The organism is Rugamonas sp. GW822-FHT03B10, from assembly GCF_058801745.1.
Genome location: NZ_JBXANP010000002.1, coordinates 162,847 through 178,826, shown reverse-complemented (window position 1 = coordinate 178,826; position 15,980 = coordinate 162,847). Strand labels below are relative to the sequence as shown.

16 protein-coding genes are annotated in these 15,980 nt (G+C 68.1%); 2 read left to right on the top strand and 14 right to left on the bottom strand.

What is annotated here, in order from left to right; genetic code table 11:
- Positions 1-38: 38 nt before the first annotated feature.
- The 8 genes from waaA to rfbB all read right to left on the bottom strand — a co-directional run bounded on the left by waaA (position 39) and on the right by rfbB (position 8,421).
- Positions 39-1,328: a lipid IV(A) 3-deoxy-D-manno-octulosonic acid transferase gene (gene waaA / locus AC1RQG_RS04005; protein WP_493128538.1), complete on the bottom strand. Its 1,290-nt coding sequence runs from the start codon at positions 1,326-1,328 to the stop codon at positions 39-41.
- Positions 1,329-1,330: 2 nt separating this feature from the next.
- Complete coding sequence (gene waaC / locus AC1RQG_RS04000; RefSeq protein WP_493129277.1) at positions 1,331-2,338, bottom strand: lipopolysaccharide heptosyltransferase I; 1,008 nt, start codon at positions 2,336-2,338, stop codon at positions 1,331-1,333.
- Between the two features lie 4 nt (positions 2,339-2,342).
- A complete protein-coding gene (locus tag AC1RQG_RS03995) occupies positions 2,343-3,725 on the bottom strand; it encodes a phosphomannomutase/phosphoglucomutase (protein ID WP_493128536.1) in 1,383 nt (460 codons plus the stop codon).
- Between the two features lie 65 nt (positions 3,726-3,790).
- Positions 3,791-4,888, bottom strand: coding sequence for an MraY family glycosyltransferase (locus AC1RQG_RS03990; RefSeq protein ID WP_493128534.1), 1,098 nt, complete (start codon positions 4,886-4,888; stop codon positions 3,791-3,793).
- Between the two features lie 164 nt (positions 4,889-5,052).
- The gene (rfbD, locus tag AC1RQG_RS03985; protein ID WP_493128532.1) at positions 5,053-5,910 is read right to left on the bottom strand and encodes a dTDP-4-dehydrorhamnose reductase; all 858 of its coding nucleotides are present in this window, start codon (positions 5,908-5,910) and stop codon (positions 5,053-5,055) included.
- Positions 5,907-6,452, bottom strand: coding sequence for a dTDP-4-dehydrorhamnose 3,5-epimerase (rfbC, locus tag AC1RQG_RS03980; RefSeq protein WP_493128530.1), 546 nt, complete (start codon positions 6,450-6,452; stop codon positions 5,907-5,909). Before rfbC ends, rfbD begins: the two co-directional genes overlap by 4 nt.
- Positions 6,449-7,351: a glucose-1-phosphate thymidylyltransferase RfbA gene (rfbA, locus tag AC1RQG_RS03975; RefSeq protein ID WP_493128528.1), complete on the bottom strand. Its 903-nt coding sequence runs from the start codon at positions 7,349-7,351 to the stop codon at positions 6,449-6,451. Before rfbA ends, rfbC begins: the two co-directional genes overlap by 4 nt.
- Positions 7,348-8,421 carry a dTDP-glucose 4,6-dehydratase gene (gene rfbB, locus AC1RQG_RS03970; protein ID WP_493128526.1) on the bottom strand — a complete coding sequence of 358 codons (1,074 nt, stop codon included), beginning with the start codon at positions 8,419-8,421 and terminating at the stop codon, positions 7,348-7,350. The genes rfbA and rfbB overlap by 4 nt, the downstream gene beginning before the upstream one ends.
- Before the next feature lie 144 nt (positions 8,422-8,565).
- Between rfbB and AC1RQG_RS03965 the strand changes: the two genes are divergently transcribed.
- Positions 8,566-9,420, top strand: coding sequence for a symmetrical bis(5'-nucleosyl)-tetraphosphatase (locus tag AC1RQG_RS03965; protein ID WP_493128524.1), 855 nt, complete (start codon positions 8,566-8,568; stop codon positions 9,418-9,420).
- An 85-nt stretch (positions 9,421-9,505) separates the two neighbouring features.
- On the opposite strand, the gene AC1RQG_RS03960 is transcribed toward AC1RQG_RS03965, so the two are convergent.
- The 6 genes from AC1RQG_RS03960 to AC1RQG_RS03935 form a co-directional block, all read right to left on the bottom strand.
- Entirely contained in the window at positions 9,506-10,294 is a 789-nt protein-coding gene (locus AC1RQG_RS03960; RefSeq protein ID WP_493129275.1) for a lysophospholipid acyltransferase family protein, read from the bottom strand.
- Between the two features lie 107 nt (positions 10,295-10,401).
- Positions 10,402-11,712 (bottom strand): dihydroorotase, encoded by a 1,311-nt coding sequence (locus AC1RQG_RS03955; protein WP_493128522.1) that lies wholly within the window; start codon positions 11,710-11,712, stop codon positions 10,402-10,404.
- Complete coding sequence (locus AC1RQG_RS03950; RefSeq protein WP_493129273.1) at positions 11,709-12,674, bottom strand: aspartate carbamoyltransferase catalytic subunit; 966 nt, start codon at positions 12,672-12,674, stop codon at positions 11,709-11,711. Before AC1RQG_RS03950 ends, AC1RQG_RS03955 begins: the two co-directional genes overlap by 4 nt.
- On the bottom strand, positions 12,667-13,191 hold the full coding sequence (pyrR, locus tag AC1RQG_RS03945; RefSeq protein ID WP_493128520.1) for a bifunctional pyr operon transcriptional regulator/uracil phosphoribosyltransferase PyrR: 525 nt from the start codon (positions 13,189-13,191) through the stop codon (positions 12,667-12,669). Before pyrR ends, AC1RQG_RS03950 begins: the two co-directional genes overlap by 8 nt.
- 5 nt (positions 13,192-13,196) lie before the next feature.
- Positions 13,197-13,526: a Holliday junction resolvase RuvX gene (gene ruvX / locus AC1RQG_RS03940; protein WP_493129272.1), complete on the bottom strand. Its 330-nt coding sequence runs from the start codon at positions 13,524-13,526 to the stop codon at positions 13,197-13,199.
- Between the two features lie 96 nt (positions 13,527-13,622).
- Positions 13,623-14,273, bottom strand: a complete 651-nt coding sequence (locus AC1RQG_RS03935) for a YqgE/AlgH family protein (RefSeq protein WP_493128518.1) — start codon at positions 14,271-14,273, stop codon at positions 13,623-13,625.
- Positions 14,274-14,465: 192 nt separating this feature from the next.
- Here AC1RQG_RS03935 and AC1RQG_RS03930 point away from each other — a divergent pair, with 192 nt between their 5' ends.
- Positions 14,466-15,974: a cryptochrome/photolyase family protein gene (locus tag AC1RQG_RS03930; RefSeq protein ID WP_493128516.1), complete on the top strand. Its 1,509-nt coding sequence runs from the start codon at positions 14,466-14,468 to the stop codon at positions 15,972-15,974.
- The last annotated feature ends 6 nt before the right edge of the window (positions 15,975-15,980 follow it).

Below are 15,980 nucleotides of genomic sequence, written 5' to 3'. Positions count from 1 at the left end.
GCCAGGCGATTATCGCGGGACGAAAGAACCGCCAGCGACTAAACGTGACGTATTGCTGGCAGCAGCGCCAGCGTGCGGGCCGTGGCGCCGCGGTGCTGGTTGGCGAAGGCCAGCGCGTGGGCGCCCATGGTGTCGCGGGCGGCGCGGTCGGCCAGCAGGCGGGCCGCCTGCGCCATCAGCTCGGCCGCGTCGGCCACGCGCGCGGCGCCGCCTGCGGCCAGCGCGTCTTCCGTCACCAGCGCGAAATTGAAGGTATGCGGTCCGATCAGCACGGGCTTGCCCAGCGCGGCCGGCTCGATCAGGTTCTGGCCGCCCAGCGGCAGCAGGCTGCCGCCCACGAACGCGCAGTCGCACGCCGCGTAATAGGCGAACATCTCGCCCATCGAGTCGCCCAGCAGCACGTCCACCGAGGCCGGCAGGCCGTCGTTCCCGCCCAGTTGCAGACGGCTGCGCCGTTGCACTTGCAGGCCGCGCTCGGCGACCAGCTTGTCCACTTCATCGAAGCGCTGCGGATGGCGTGGCACCAGCAGCAGCAGCACGTCGGCCGGCAGCGCGGCGCGCGCCTGCTGGAACGCGTCGAGGATCAGCACTTCCTCGCCCTCGCGCGTGCTCGCGCACAGCAGCACGGGACGCGCGCCGATGTGGGCGCGCAGGGCGGCCCCCGTGTCCAGCGCCGCCTGCGGCACCACCACGTCGAATTTGATGCTGCCCGTGACGGCCACGTTGGCCACGCCCAGCGCGCGCACACGGGCCGCGTCGGCCTCGGTCTGCGCCGCCACCAGCGAGATGCCGCGCGCGGCGTCCACCAGCAGGCTGCCGAAGCGCGAAGCCTTGCGCAGCGACCGTTCCGACAGGCGGGCATTGGCCAGCACCACCGGCACCTGCGCGCGCACGCACTGGCCGATCAGGTTGGGCCACACTTCCGTCTCCATCAGGATGCAGATGCGCGGCTCGAAATGGCGGATGAAACGGCGCACCATGGCGGCCGTGTCGTAGGGCAGATACGATTGCACCAGCCGCGCGCCATGTTTGGCGAACAGCGCCTTGCCGGTGGCGCGGCCGGTCGGGGTCATGTGGGTCAGCACGATGCGGCTGGACGGATACCGCGCCAGCAGCGCATCGACCAGCGGTTCGGCCGCGCGCGTTTCGCCGACCGAGACGGCGTGCACCCAGATCGACAGCGGCGCGTTCCCCTGGCGGGCGCCGTAGAAGCCCAGCCGCTCGCCCCAGTGCTGGCGGTAGCCCGGCTCCTTGCGGCCCCGCAGCCACAGGCGCAGCAGCACCAGCGGCAGCGCCAGCGTCCACATCACGGCATAGAAAATACGCATGGTCAGGCCAGCAGCGTGCGGGCGGCGGCCAGCACCTCGGCCACCGATGGCGGCGCGCCACGGTCGCCCAGGTTGATGATCCGGGGCGACCAGTTACCCTCGGTCTTCCAGCGCGGCGAATCGGCATAGATTTCCACCGTCGGCACCGTGAAGGCGGCGGCGATGTGGGTCAGGCCCGTGTCGACGCCGATCGCCAGCGCCGCGTGGCGCGCCAGCAGCGTGGCGTCGGCCATCGACAGCTTGGGCAGCACGCGCGCGTTGGGCAGGCCGGCGGCCAGGTGTTCCGCTTCCGCCTTCTCCTTGTCCGAACCCCACGGCAGCAGGATGGGCATGGGCGCCAGCTGGCGGCCCAGTTCTATCCAGTTCTGCGGCGCCCATTTCTTGGCGTCGCGCGCGGTGCCGTGGAAGTAGACGGCGTACGGCGTGGCCGGCATCCAGTCCGGCTTCGCTTCGTCGGGCGAGACGGCCGGCAGGCCGAAGTCGGCCGGCGTGTCGACCGGGTAGCCGAGGGCGGCGCCGGCCACGATGCGGCCGCGCGCCACGGCATGGGTGCGCGGGTCGGTCGGAATGCTGTCGGTGTGGAACCAGCGCGAGATGCCCTCGTAGCCGGAGCCTTCGCTGCCGTTGGCCAGGCCGACCTTGTGGCCGCCTTTGACGATGCGCGCCGCGCCCATGATGATGCCGGTCTTGAGCAGGCCCTGGGTGTCGAACACGTAGTCGTACTGTTGCTGGCGCAGCGTGCGGAAGAAGGCGCGGAGCTCGGCCCGCGTCTCGGGCTTGCCCAGGCTCTTGCGCCAGCGCCGCAGCGCGAACGGGATGATGGTGCGCACGCGGGCGTTGAGCCGCACCAGGCTCACATAGCCCTCCTCCACCACCCAGTCGATGTTGGCGTCCGGGTAGTGGCGCGCGATGTCGGCCACCATCGGCAGGTTGTGCAGCACGTCGCCCAGCGACGAGACGCGCACCAGCAGGATGTTCAGCGGCCGCTTGCCGCCCGCTTGCGCGCCCACCACGTCAGAACGGCAGGACCGCGTCCGGCTTGGCGGCCAGGATCACGCTCTTGAACTGGCCCTGGATGCGCACCAGCGCGTCCGGCGTCTCCGCCTCGAAGCGCATCACGATCACGGGCGTGGTGTTGGACGAGCGGGCCAGGCCGAAGCCGTCCGCGTATTCCACGCGCAGGCCGTCGATGGTGATGATCTGCTCGTGGCCGGGGAACACGGCGTCGCTGCGCAGCTTGTCCATCAGCGCCACGTTCTCGCCCTCCTTCAGTTCCAGGTGCAGTTCGGGCGTGCTGTCGGACTGCGGCAGGGAGTTCAGCAGGGCCGACGGATCGGCCTCGCGGGTCAGGATCTCCAGCAGGCGCGCGCCGGCGTACAGGCCGTCGTCGAAACCGTACCAGCGGTCCTTGAAGAAGATGTGGCCGCTCATTTCGCCGCCCAGCGGGGCGCCCGTCTCGCGCAGCTTGGCTTTCACCAGCGAGTGGCCGGTCTTGTACATCAGCGGCTGGCCGCCGCTCTTGGCGATGAACGGCGCCAGGTGGCGCGTGCATTTGACGTCGAACAGGATCTGCTGGCCCGGATGGCGGGTCAGCACGTCGGCCGCGAACAGCATCATCTGGCGGTCCGGATAGATGATCTGGCCGTCCTTGGTGACCACGCCCAGGCGGTCGCCGTCGCCGTCGAAGGCCAGGCCGATCTCGGCGTCCGTCTCCCGCAGGCAGCGGATCAGGTCCTGCAGGTTCTCCGGGTGGGCCGGGTCGGGATGGTGGTTGGGGAAGTTGCCGTCCACCTCGCAGAACAGTTCGATCACTTCGCAGCCCATGCCGCGATACAGGTCGCCCGCGAACGCGCCGGCCACGCCGTTGCCGCAGTCGACGGCGATCTTGATCGGGCGCGCCAGCTTGACGTCGCCGATGATGCGCTCCAGGTAGGCGGCGCGGATGTCGTGGGTGCGGTAGCTGCCCGGCGTGGCGGCGCTGGCGCCGTCATGGTCGACGATGCGCTGGTACAGCGAGGTGATGGCCTCGCCGTGGATGGCCTCGCCGGCCAGCACCATCTTGAAGCCGTTGTAGTCGGGCGGATTGTGGCTGCCCGTGACCATGATGCCCGAGCGCGCGTCGAGCGCGTGGGTGCCGAAATACACCATCGGGGTGGCCACCACGCCCAGGTCGATCACGTCCACCCCGGCCGCCTGCAGGCCCTGGGCCAGCGCGGCCGCCAGTTCCGGGCCGGACAGGCGCCCGTCGCGCCCGATCACCACCGCGCGCTCGCCCTTGGCCAGCGCGGCCTGGCCGAAGGCCTGGCCGATCTGGCGGGCCACGCCCGCATCCAGGGTTTTACCGATGATGCCGCGGATATCGTAAGCTTTGAAAATCGTTTTTGACAGGGAAACCATAGTGTGGGTATGCGTGGTTAGAGGGGGCCGGCAAGGCCGACATGATACCGCAGCCGGGACGGGAGCTAGTGCTTCTTATGCCGTATCATCCAGCGCGGCGCCTTGAAGCGCACGATGCGCACGTAAATCCAGATGTAGCTGGTGACGAACAGGATGCAGAAACACATCAACACCCAGGTGTAACGCCAGAAGATCGTGGCCGGCACCACGGCCATCAGCGAGAACAGCCACAGGTAAGGCGATGTGAGCGAATTGCGGCGCATCAGCGCGCGCGCCTCCTTGCGCCCCACGGCCCATTGCACGATGCGGCGGAAGATCAGGCTGTGCAAATGGATGCCATCGGGCATGGTCGGCGACTTGCCGCGGACGAACAGGCGGCGGTAGGCCGAGAACAGGGTTTCAAACGCCGGATAGATCAGCAGCAGGGCCGCGTACCAGGTCGACACCTGCGGATTGCGCATCACCAGCAGCAGGGCCAGCTCCCCCAGCATGAAACCGATGAAATAGGCGCCGCCGTCACCGAGGAAGATCAGGCCGACCGGATAATTCCACACCAGGAAACCGGCCGTGGCGCCGGCCACCATCAGCGCCGCCACCAGCACGAACATGTCGTTGACCTGCAGCGCCACGTAGCCAAGCGACAGCAGCATGCAGATGGTGACCACGCTGGCCAGGCCGTTGAAGCCGTCGATGATGTTGACGGCGTTGGCGATGCCGGCCACGGCCAGGATCGTCAGCGGCAGGGTCAGCCACATGTAGGGCAAGGGCCAGGCGGCGAAATAGGCCCAGTCGATGCGGTCGATGCGCGCGTCGAGCAGGAAATAGCCCATCAGGGCGGCCGCCATGGTCAGCACCAGGCGCCGCGCGGCGCTCACGCGGCCCGTGTAGTCCTCCGCGATGCCGCCGGCGAAGGCCACGGCCGAGCAACCGAGCAGCGCCAGCAGCCAGTTGCCCATGACGGGCACGCGCCAGATGGAGATGCAGGAACTGAGCGCCACGGCCACGAAAATGGGCAGGCCGCCGATGCGGGCCACCGTATGCGCGTGGACCTTCTGCACGCCGTCGAAATCGGCATCGAGGGCCGGCCCGTGCAACCGGGCCTCTTTAATGACCAGCAGAGTCAACAGCGTGGACGCGATGAAGCTCAGTAAAAAGGAGAACATTAATTTTTTTTATTCGTACGAAAATATCAACGGGGCCACGCGCCCGCTGATCCGGCTGTTATCAGCTCGCCAATCGACGATTGTACCGGATTACCTGCGACGCCCGGAATTCTAGCAAGCGGCGGCCGGCAGGGGGCCGCCGCTTACATCTGGCTACATGGCCGTCATTGTTGCAGGCACAGCCGCAACGCCTCCTGCCATTGCGGCAGGCGGCAATGCGCCATCAGGCGCGCGGACGAGAGGACGGAATGGGTCGGGCGGCGCGCCGGCACCGGATATTCGGCGCTGGAGATCGGCAGCACGCGGCAATCGATGCCGGCCGTCTCCAGGATGGCGCGGGTGAAGTCGTACCAGGTGGTCTGACCCTGGCTGCTCAGGTGGTGGATGCCGCCGTGCTGTTGCCACCACGCGCTGTCGGGCGCGCCGGCCTGGGCCAGCACCAGCGCCGTCGTGTCGGCGATGGTGCGGCTCCACGTGGGCGCGCCGTGCTGGTCGTTCACCACCCGCAACTCGTCGCGCTCGCGTCCCAGGCGCAACATGGTCAGCAGGAAGTTCTTGCCGCGCATGCCGTACACCCAGCTGGTGCGGAAGATCAGATGGGGGATGCCGGCCGCCGCGATGGCTTGCTCGCCGGCCAGCTTGCTGGCGCCGTACACGTTAAGCGGGCCGGTGGCGTCGCCCTCCACGCGCGGCAGCGGATCGCTGCCGTCGAACACGTAATCGGTCGAATAGTGGACCATGGCCGCGCCCAGCAGCTTCGCTTCCTCGGCCATCAAACCGGGCGCCTCGGCGTTGACGCGGTAGGCCAGTTGCGGCTCGCTCTCGGCCTTGTCGACGGCCGTGTAGGCGGCCGGGTTGACGATCAGGCCGGGCCGCACGGCGCGGATCACGCTACGCACCTGGTCCAGGTCGGCCAGATCCATGCGGCCGCGGTCGACCGCCACCACCTCGCCGATGCCCTGCAGGCTGCGCTCGAGCTCGTAGCCGACCTGGCCCGTGCTTCCCGTCAGCAGGATCTTCATGGATAGACTTCCGCGTCGGCCAGCAGCTTGCCGGCCTGGTCCTTGCCCGACAGCAGCGGTTCGCCGTCCAGCGGCCACACGATGCCGACGGCCGGATCGTTCCACAGGATGGCGCGCTCGTGCTCGGGCGCCCAGTAGTCGGTGGTCTTGTAGAGGAATTCGGCGGCCTCGCTGGTGACCACGAAGCCATGCGCGAAGCCGGCCGGGATCCACATCTGGCGCTTGTTCTCGGCCGACAGCTCGGTGCCGTACCACTGGCCGAAGGTGGGCGAGCTCTTGCGCAAGTCCACGGCAACGTCGAACACGGCGCCGGCCGTCACCCGCACCAGCTTGCCCTGCGCCTGCTGGATCTGGTAGTGCAGGCCGCGCAGCACGTTGCGGGCCGAACGCGAATGGTTGTCCTGCACGAACGGGGCCGTCACGCCGGTCAGCTCGGCGAAGCGGCGCGCGTTGAAGCTTTCAAAGAAAAAACCGCGATCGTCGCCGAACACGCGCGGCTCCAGCACCAGCAAGCCTTCGAGCGGAGTGGTAACGACGTTCATCGTGGCACGACCTTGTCTTCGAGGATCTGCAGCAGGTACTGGCCGTACTGGTTCTTCTTCAGCGGTTCGGCCAGGCGGCGCAACTGGTCCGCGTCGATATAGCCCTTGCGGTAGGCGATCTCCTCCGGGCACGCCACCTTCAAGCCCTGGCGGCGTTCGATGGTGGCGATGAACTGCGACGCGTCGAGCAACGATTCATGGGTGCCGGTGTCGAGCCAGGCCATGCCGCGCCCCATCACCTCGACGTCGAGCTGGCCCGCTTCCAGGTAGGCCCGGTTGACGTCCGTGATCTCCAGTTCGCCGCGCGCCGACGGCTTGATCCTGGCCGCGATGTCGCACACCTGGCGGTCGTAGAAATACAGGCCGGTGACGGCGTAGTTGGACTTGGGCTGGAGCGGCTTCTCCTCGATGCTGACGGCGCGCCGCTGGCCATCGAACTCGACCACGCCATAGCGTTCGGGGTCGGTCACGTGGTAGGCGAACACGGTGGCGCCCTCGTCGCGGCTGGCGGCGTGGCGCAGCAGCGCGTCCAGGTCGTTGCCGTAGTAGATGTTGTCGCCCAGGATCAGGGCCGACGGCGAGTCGCCGACGAACTCCTTGCCGATGATGAACGCCTGCGCCAGCCCGTCCGGCGACGGCTGCACCGCGTACTGCAGGCGGATGCCCCACTGGCTGCCGTCGCCCAGCAGGTCCTGGAAGCGCGGCGTGTCCTGCGGCGTGGAGATGATGAGGATGTCGCGCATGCCGGCCAGCATCAGCGTGGTCAGCGGATGGTAGATCATCGGCTTGTCGTAGATGGGCAGCAGTTGCTTCGACACGCTCATCGTGACCGGATAGAGCCGGGTGCCGGAGCCGCCGGCCAGGATGATGCCTTTACGGTTTTGGATCGGATCGCTCATTGGGCGCCTTCGCGGTTGAAGTAATTGGTTTCCACCCAGCTCGCATAGCTGCCGGACTGCACGTCGGCCACCCAGTCCTGATGGTCGAGGTACCACTGCACGGTCTTGGCGATGCCGCTCTGGAAGGTCTCGGCCGGCTTCCAGCCCAGTTCCCGCTCCAGTTTGCGCGCGTCGATCGCGTAGCGGCGGTCGTGGCCGGGACGGTCCTTGACGTAGGTGATCTGGGCCCGGTAGCTGGCGCCGTCCGCGCGCGGCTTGAGTCGGTCGAGCATGTCGCACAGCGTGTGCACCACGTCCAGGTTGGTCATCTCGTTCCAGCCGCCCACGTTGTAGGTCTCGCCCAGGCGGCCGGCGTCCAGCACGCGGCGGATGGCGGCGCAGTGGTCGCTCACATACAGCCAGTCGCGCACCTGCAGGCCGTCGCCGTAGATGGGCAGCGGCTTGCCGGCCTGGGCGTTGGCGATGATCAGCGGGATCAGCTTTTCCGGGAAATGGTAGGGGCCGTAATTGTTGGAGCAATTGGTGGTCAGCGTCGGCAGGCCATAGGTGTGGTGGTAGGAGCGCACCAGATGGTCGGAGGCGGCCTTGGACGCGGAATACGGGCTGTTGGGCGCGTAGGCCGTGGTCTCGCTGAACGGCGCGTCGTCCGGTCCCAGCGTGCCGTACACCTCGTCGGTCGACACGTGCAGGAAGCGGAACGCCGCCTTCTCCTCGCCCTCCAGGCCGCCCCAGTAGGCGCGGGCCGCTTCGAGCAGGCTGAAGGTGCCGTTGATGTTGGTCTGGATGAAGGCGCCGGGGCCGTGGATGGAACGGTCCACATGCGATTCGGCCGCGAAGTGCACGATGGCGCGCGGCCGGTGCTGTTGCAGCAGCGCCTCCACCTGGGCCTGGTCGCAGATGTCGCCGCGCACGAACACGTGGCGGCCGTCCTGCTTGAGCGAGGCCAGGTTGTTGAGGTTGCCCGCGTAGGTCAGCTTGTCATAATTGAGGACGGGCTCATCCGATTGCGCAAGCCAGTCCAGTACGAAGTTCGAGCCGATGAAGCCGGCGCCACCTGTCACAAATATCATCGGGATTCATCCTGTGCTGAGCACCACATTAGTCATGAGCATGATTTTATGTGAAACTCGTGGGTCTCCGGGCAAAATTTACAGGCCCGCCGCGAGAACACAGCATAGTTGACCCCGTACGACAACGATAAGCCAAACACCACCATGAAAACCTATGTCATCGGCGATTTACAAGGCTGCCACGAACAGACCGTGGCCCTGCTCGACCGCATCGCCGGCCGCGAAGCGGACGCGGCCGAATCGCCCGCCATCCTGTTCGCGGGCGACCTGATCAACCGCGGTCCCGACTCGCTGGCCACGCTGCGCCACGTGAAGGCGCTGTGCGAAGCGAGCGACGGCCGCGTCAACAGCGTGCTGGGCAACCACGACCTGCACCTGCTGGCCGTGGCCCACGGCATCCGCCCCGAGCACGGCAGCGACACGCTGCGCCCCATCCTGGAGGCGTCCGACCGCGACGAGCTGATCGCCTGGCTGCGCCGGCGGCCGCTGATGTTGCAGGCCGAGGGCCACCTGCTGGTGCACGCCGGCCTGCTGCCGCAGTGGAGCGCGCGCCAGGCGCTGGAACTGGCCGACGAGGTGGCCGCCATGCTGCGCGGCCCCGACCTGCCGGCCTTCCTGGCCCGGATGTACGGCAACCAGCCCGACCGCTGGGACGACGGCCTGCGCGGCGCCGACCGCCTGCGCTGCGTGATCAACGCCATGACGCGGCTGCGCTTCTGCACGGCCGACGGCGTGATGGATTTCACACTGAAGGAAAGCGGCACGGCCGATCCGGCCTCGGGCCTGATGCCGTGGTTCGAGGTGCCGGGCCGGCGCAGCGCCGACCACACGGTCGTGTTCGGCCACTGGTCGGCGCTCGGCCTGCTGCGGCGGCCGCACCTGATAGGCCTCGACAGCGGCTGCGTGTGGGGCGGCCAGCTGACGGCCATCTGCCTGGACGACCACACCCTGCTGCAAGAGGACTGCCCGTGCTACCAGCAGCACGGCGGCAAGAAGTAAGGTTCAGCACGCCACCGGGGACCGGCCCCGCTTACCGGGGGCAGTGCCGACAATCGTACACGCCCCCATCCATGCATGTGTATGCCTACGGCTGCGCCTGTGTATGAATGTCGGCACTGACCCCGGTTGCTCCCGCCGCCGGCGTAGTCGATACGCCCAGGGCGGCGGCCACGGCCCGGTGGGCCGCCTCGGCCAGCTCGCGCCGGTGGGCGCCCACGCTGGCCAGCGCCGGCAACGGATGCACGCGCGCATGCACGCGCGGCCCTTTGAGGATGGCGATCATGCTGTCCACAAAACTCATCTCGCCCACGAAATCGACGGCGGGGTGGGTCGCGCCGCGCCCGTCGCCATAGGACAGCGCGAACGGCTGCACGTCCACCTTGGCGTCGATGGCCGCCTCGAACAGGTTGGCGTGGAACGGCAGCAGCGTGCCCTGGGCCGCCGTGGTGCCCTCGGGGAAGAAGGCGACCCGTTCACCGGCCTGCAGATTGTGCACCAGCCCCTTGAAGATATGGCGCAGATCGCGCCGGTTGCCGCGCGCGATGAACACGGTGCCGGCCTGGTGCGCCAGCCAGCCGGCCAGCGGCCACGCGCGGATCTCGGCCTTGGCCACGAAGCGGCACGGATAGAGCGCGTTGATGACGAAGATGTCGAGCCACGACACATGGTTGGCCACCACCATCGCCTGCGCCAGCACGGGCGCGCCATCGGCCGCCAGTTCCACCGTCACATTGCACATGGCCAGCAACTGGCGCGACCAGCGCCGGATATGGCCGTTGCGGGCCGCGCCGCCTATCCACGGAAACACCAGCGCGCACGTGGCCATGCCCGCCAGCAGATGAAGCACCACCCGCACCAGGCGGAACACAAGCAGAATGTTCAAATATCACCGCATCATCAAAAGAAATTGCAAAAACCGGGGTCAGGTCATGAATTCATGCAAGTTGCATGACCGCATGACCTGACCCCGGTTTTATCCGGTCAGCGGGCTGGCGCGCGCTGGTAGGCCACGTGGCCGGCCACGATGGTCGCCTGCACCTGGCCGGCCAGCTCGTAGCCGAGGAAGGGCGTGTGCTTGCCCTGGCTGGCCAGGGCGTTGGCGTTCACGGTCCAGCGCGCCGTCGGGTCGAACAGGCACAGGTCGGCCGTGCTGCCCACGCCCAGCGTGCCGCAGTCCAGACCGGCCACGCGGGCCGCGTCGGCCGTCACCTTGGCCACGGCCCGCACCAGCGGCCGCACGCCGCCGTCGGGCTGGCCGGCCGCGTAGTCGTCGGCCCACTTGAGGGCCAGCGACAGCAGCAGTTCCAGGCCGGTGGCGCCGGGCGAGGCTTCGCCGAACGGCAGCAATTTTTCATCGTCGTCGACCGGCGTGTGGTCCGAGCACAGCGCGTCGATGGTGCCGTCGAGCAGGGCGGCGCGGATCGCGTCGCGGTCGCGCTGGCTGCGGAACGGCGGCGTGACGCGCGCGTTCGGATCGAAGAAGCCGATGTCGGCGTCCGTCAGGTGCACGTGGTGCACGCCCACGTCGCAGGTGACGGGCAAGCCTTCGCGCTTGGCGGCGCGCACCAGCTCCAGGCCGGCGGCCGACGACAGCCGGCACAGGTGCACGCGCGCGCCGCTGGCGCGCATCAGTTCGAAGATCGTGTGCAGCGCGATGGTCTCGGCCATCACGGGCACGCCCGACAGGCCCAGGCGCGAGGCCAGCGGGCCGCTGGCGGCGATGCCGCCGCGGCCGATGTGGGCGTCCTGCGGGCGCAGCCACACGGTGTAGCCGAAGGTGTTGGCGTACTGCAGCGCGCGCAGCAGCACGTTGGTGTCGAGGATAGGTTCCTCGGCCTGGGCGAAGCCGATGCAGCCGGACTCCGTCAGCTCGGCCATCTCGGTCAACGCCTCGCCCTTCAGGCCCACCGTCAGCGCGCCCAGCGGGTGCACGTGGGCCTGGTTCAGGGACTTGGCGCGGTGCTTGAGCATCTCCACCAGACCCGGCTCGTCGAGCACGGGGTCGGTGTCGGGCGGGCACACCAGGCTGGTGACGCCGCCCTGCATGGCCGCCTGCAGTTCCGATTCCAGCGTGGCCTTGTATTCGTAGCCGGGCTCGCGCAGGCGGGCCGACAGGTCCACCAGGCCGGGCGCCACCACCAGGCCGGTGGCGTCGATGGTGCGCTCGGCCACGAAGCCGTCCGGCGCTTTGCCCACCGCCACCACCTTGCCGGCGGCGATGTACAGGTCGTTGATGGCGTCGATGCCGTTGGCCGGGTCGATCAGGTGGCCGTTCTTGATATGTAATTTCATGCTTGCGTTCCTGCCAAAATGCTCATCACTGCCATCCGCACGGCGATGCCGAAGGTCACCTGCGGCAGAATCACGGCCTGCGGGCCGTCGGCCACGGCCGAGTCGATCTCGACCCCGCGGTTCATCGGGCCCGGGTGCATGACGATGGCGTCCGGCTTGGCCAGCGCCAGCCGCTCCGGCGTCAGGCCGTAGCTCTTGAAGTATTCCTGGGCCGACGGCAGCAGCGCGCCGCTCATGCGCTCGTTCTGCAGGCGCAGCATGATGATCACGTCCACGCCCTTCAAGCCCTCCTCCATGTTGGTGAAGGTGCGCACGCCCATCTGCTCCAGGCCGCCCGGCAGCAGCGTGTGCGGGCCGATGGCGCGCACTTCCGGCACGCCCAGCGTGGTCAGCGCGTGGATGTCGGAGCGGGCCACGCGGCTGTGCAGGATGTCGCCCACGATGGCCACCGTCAGGTTGGTGAAGTCCTGCTTGTAGTGGCGGATGGTGTACATGTCGAGCAGGCCCTGGGTCGGGTGCGCGTGGCGGCCGTCGCCGGCGTTCACCACGTGCACGTGCGGCTGGCGCGTGTCGATCAGGTGCTTGGCGATCAGGTAGGGCGCGCCCGACTGCGCGTGGCGCACCACGAACATGTCGGCGTGCATGGCCGACAGGTTGTCGATGGTGTCGAGCAAGGACTCGCCCTTGCTGGTCGAGGAGGCCTGGATGTTCAGGTTGATCACGTCGGCCGACAGGCGCTTGGAGGCGATCTCGAACGTGGTGCGGGTGCGCGTGGAGTTTTCAAAGAACAGGTTGAAAACGGATTTGCCGCGCATCAGCGGCACCTTCTTGACGTCGCGGTCGGAGATGCCGACGAAGGAGGAGGCGGTGTCCAGGATGTGGTTGACGATGGACTTGGGCAGGCCCTCGATCGTCAGCAGGTGCTGGAGTTCGCCGTGTTTATTCAGTTGCGGATTAAGCATGGTCGTCATCTATGGTTAGCGTAAATTGTCCGTCGGCGGCGCGCTGCAGCACCAGCGCCTGCTGCGGTGCCAGCGCCACGGTGGTGGCCACGAAGTCGGCCGCCACGGGCAGCTGGCGCCCGCCGCGGTCGGCCAGCGCGGCCAGCATGACGCGCGCCGGGCGGCCGTAGTCGAACAGTTCATTGATGGCCGCGCGCGTGGTGCGGCCCGTGTACAGCACGTCGTCCACCAGCAGGATGGTGGCGCCGTCCACGTCGAACGGGATGCGGGTCGATTTGACGCCCACGTGCAGGCCCTTCTTGGCGTAGTCGTCGCGGTAGAACGAGACGTCGACGAAGCCGAGGCGGGCCGACAGGCCGAGGTCGGCGGCCAGCCGTTCGGCCAGCCAGGCGCCGCCCGAGTAGATGCCGACGATGGCCGGATCGGTGGCGCCGGCCAGGCCGGTTTTCACTTGCTGCAGCAACCTGGCGTACAGCGCTTCCGCATCGAGCTGCGGGGAGTTGGAGGTGGTAGGCATGGTGGTCAGAGAGCGTCGAAATATTGTTGCAGGATGATGGCGGCGGCGCGGTCGTCGATCACCTCGCCGCGTTTGGCGGCGATCACGGCCGACGAATAGCGCTCGTCGACCAGCTCCACGGGCAGGTCGAAGCGCCCGTGCAGCTGGTTGGCGAAGCGGCGGCAGCGGGCCGTCATCTCATGTTCGGCGCCGTCCGGATGGCGGGGCAGCCCCACCACCAGACGCGCCGGCGTCCATTCCGCGATCAGCGCGCCGATGGCGGCGAAGCGGGCCGTGTTGTCGAGCGCGCTGATCACTTTTAAAGGCTGGGCCTGGCAAATCATGGTGTTGCCCATGGCCACGCCGATACGTTTGATGCCGAAGTCGAAAGCGAGGACGGTGACCGCGCTCACAGCACCGGCCCCGCCATGGCGACGGTGGAGCGGCGCAGGTCACGCATGGCCGGCCTCGGAGGTCAGCATCAGCGGGTCGATGCCGAGCAGCTTCATGGCCGCCGTGTAGCGTTCCTCGATGGGCAGGTCGAACAGGATGTGGGCGTCGGCGCCCACGGTCAGCCAGCCGTTGCGGCTGATCTCCTCCTCCAGCTGGCCGGGGCTCCAGCCCGCGTAGCCGATCGACACCAGCATGCGCTGCGGCCCGGTGCCGGCCGCCACCGCCTCCAGCACGTCGATCGAGGTGGTGAAGGCCACCTCGTCGGTCACCGTCAGCGACGACGAGTAGCGCGCGCCCGGCGTGTGCAGCACGAAGCCGCGGTCGTCCTGCACCGGGCCGCCGAACATGATCGGTTCATCGGTGTGGGCGCCGGGGCTGTCCTCCAGCTTGAGGTCGATGCGCTCGAACAGCACCTGCATCGTCATGTCGGTGGGCTTGTTGATGACCACGCCCAGCACGCCGTTCTCGTTGTGCTCGCACACATAGACGACGGTGCCGCCGAACACGGGGTCCTCCATGGCCGGCATTGCTATTAGGAAATGATTCGCCAGGTTCAGTGCGGCGCTGGCGCCGGCCTGGGCCAGCGCATCGGTCGATTCTTGCATCATGCCGGGCAAAGCCAGAGTCTTGCCAATTTTGCTCTTCTTCATACGCGGTGCTCTCTCTGCTGGGCTGCTTGCTGATCATTCAACGCGGTGTTTTGCTGTATTTTTTGCTGTAAGATTCGCACGGATAGCGGATTTGCCTGCTTAGTCTCAGATAGCGATAGTTTACACTGAATTGCCGCCGCGGCCATGCCCGGCCACTTTCCCCGTACACGAACTTGATGGTGGACACGAATTTTGACAGCCGCCCCACGCCCCGGCACGCCCCCGCACTCCCCTGCCGCCCTGGTCTGGTTCCGCCGCGATCTGCGCAGCTTCGACCACGCCGCCCTGCACCACGCGCTGCGCGCCCATGACCGGGTTTATTGTGTTTTTATCTACGACCGCAGCATCCTCGACAACCTGCCCCGCAGCGACCGCCGCGTCGATTTCATCCACGCCAGCGTGGCCGAACTGGCGGCCGACCTGGAGCGGCTGGGCGGCCACCTGACGGCGCTGTATGGCGACCCGGCCGTGGCGATTCCGCAACTGGCGGCGCAGCTGAACGCCACCGACGTCTATTGCAACCATGATTACGAGCCGCAGGCCATCGCCCGCGACGCCACCGTGGCCGCCGCGCTGGCCGGCGCCGGCCGCCGCCTGCACAGTCACAAGGACCAGGTGATTTTCGAGCGCGACGAGGTGCTGTCGCAGGCGGGCAGCCCGTTCTCCGTCTACACGCCGTACAAGAACGCGTGGCTCAAGCGGCTGCGCGAGGAACCGGGCGCGCTGGCGCCCTACCCCGTCGACGAACTGGCGGCGCGGCTGGCGCCGGGCGGGTCCCGCCTGCCCACGCTGGCGCAACTCGGTTTCACGCCCAGCAACCTGGCCGCGCTGGCCATTCCCACCGGCATGACGGGCGCGGCGCGGCTGTTCGACGACTTCCTGCCACGGCTGGCCAACTACGGCGCGGCGCGCGACTTCCCGGCCGTCAAGGGGCCGTCGTACCTGTCGCTGCACCTGCGCTTCGGCACGTTGTCGATCCGCCAGCTGGTGCGCACGGTGTGGGAGCTGATGGCGCGCGGCGCCGGTGGCGAGGGCGCGGCCGTGTGGCTGGCGGAGCTGGTCTGGCGCGAGTTCTACGCCATGATCCTGTTCCACCACCCGCACGTGACGACGCGCGCGTTCAAGCCGGCCTATGACGCCATCGCATGGGAAACGGGGCCGGACGCGGACGCCGCGTTCGCGGCCTGGTGCGCCGGCCGCACCGGCTATCCGCTGGTGGACGCGGCCATGGCGCAGCTGAACCAGACCGGCTACATGCACAACCGCCTGCGCATGGTGACGGCCTGCTTCCTGATCAAGGACCTGGGCATAGACTGGCGCCGCGGCGAGGCCTACTTCGCGCTGCACCTGAACGACTTCGACCTGGCATCGAACAGCGGCGGCTGGCAATGGGCCTCCTCGTCCGGCTGCGACGCGCAGCCTTACTTCCGCATCTTCAATCCCATCACGCAGTCGGAGAAGTTCGATCCGGCCGGGCGTTTCATCCGGCGCTACCTGCCGCAACTGGATGGGCTCGACGACAAGGAGATCCACGCGCCGTGGCTGGTGCCGGCCATGCTGCTGGCGCAGAAAGGCATCACGCTCGGGCGCGACTACCCGGCGCCGCTGGTGCGCCACGACGCGGCGCGCGAACGCACGCTGGCGCGCTACAGCGTGGTGAAAGCGCCTGCCGGAGAAAAAGGAGCCGCCCCCCGGGTCTGACCCTGG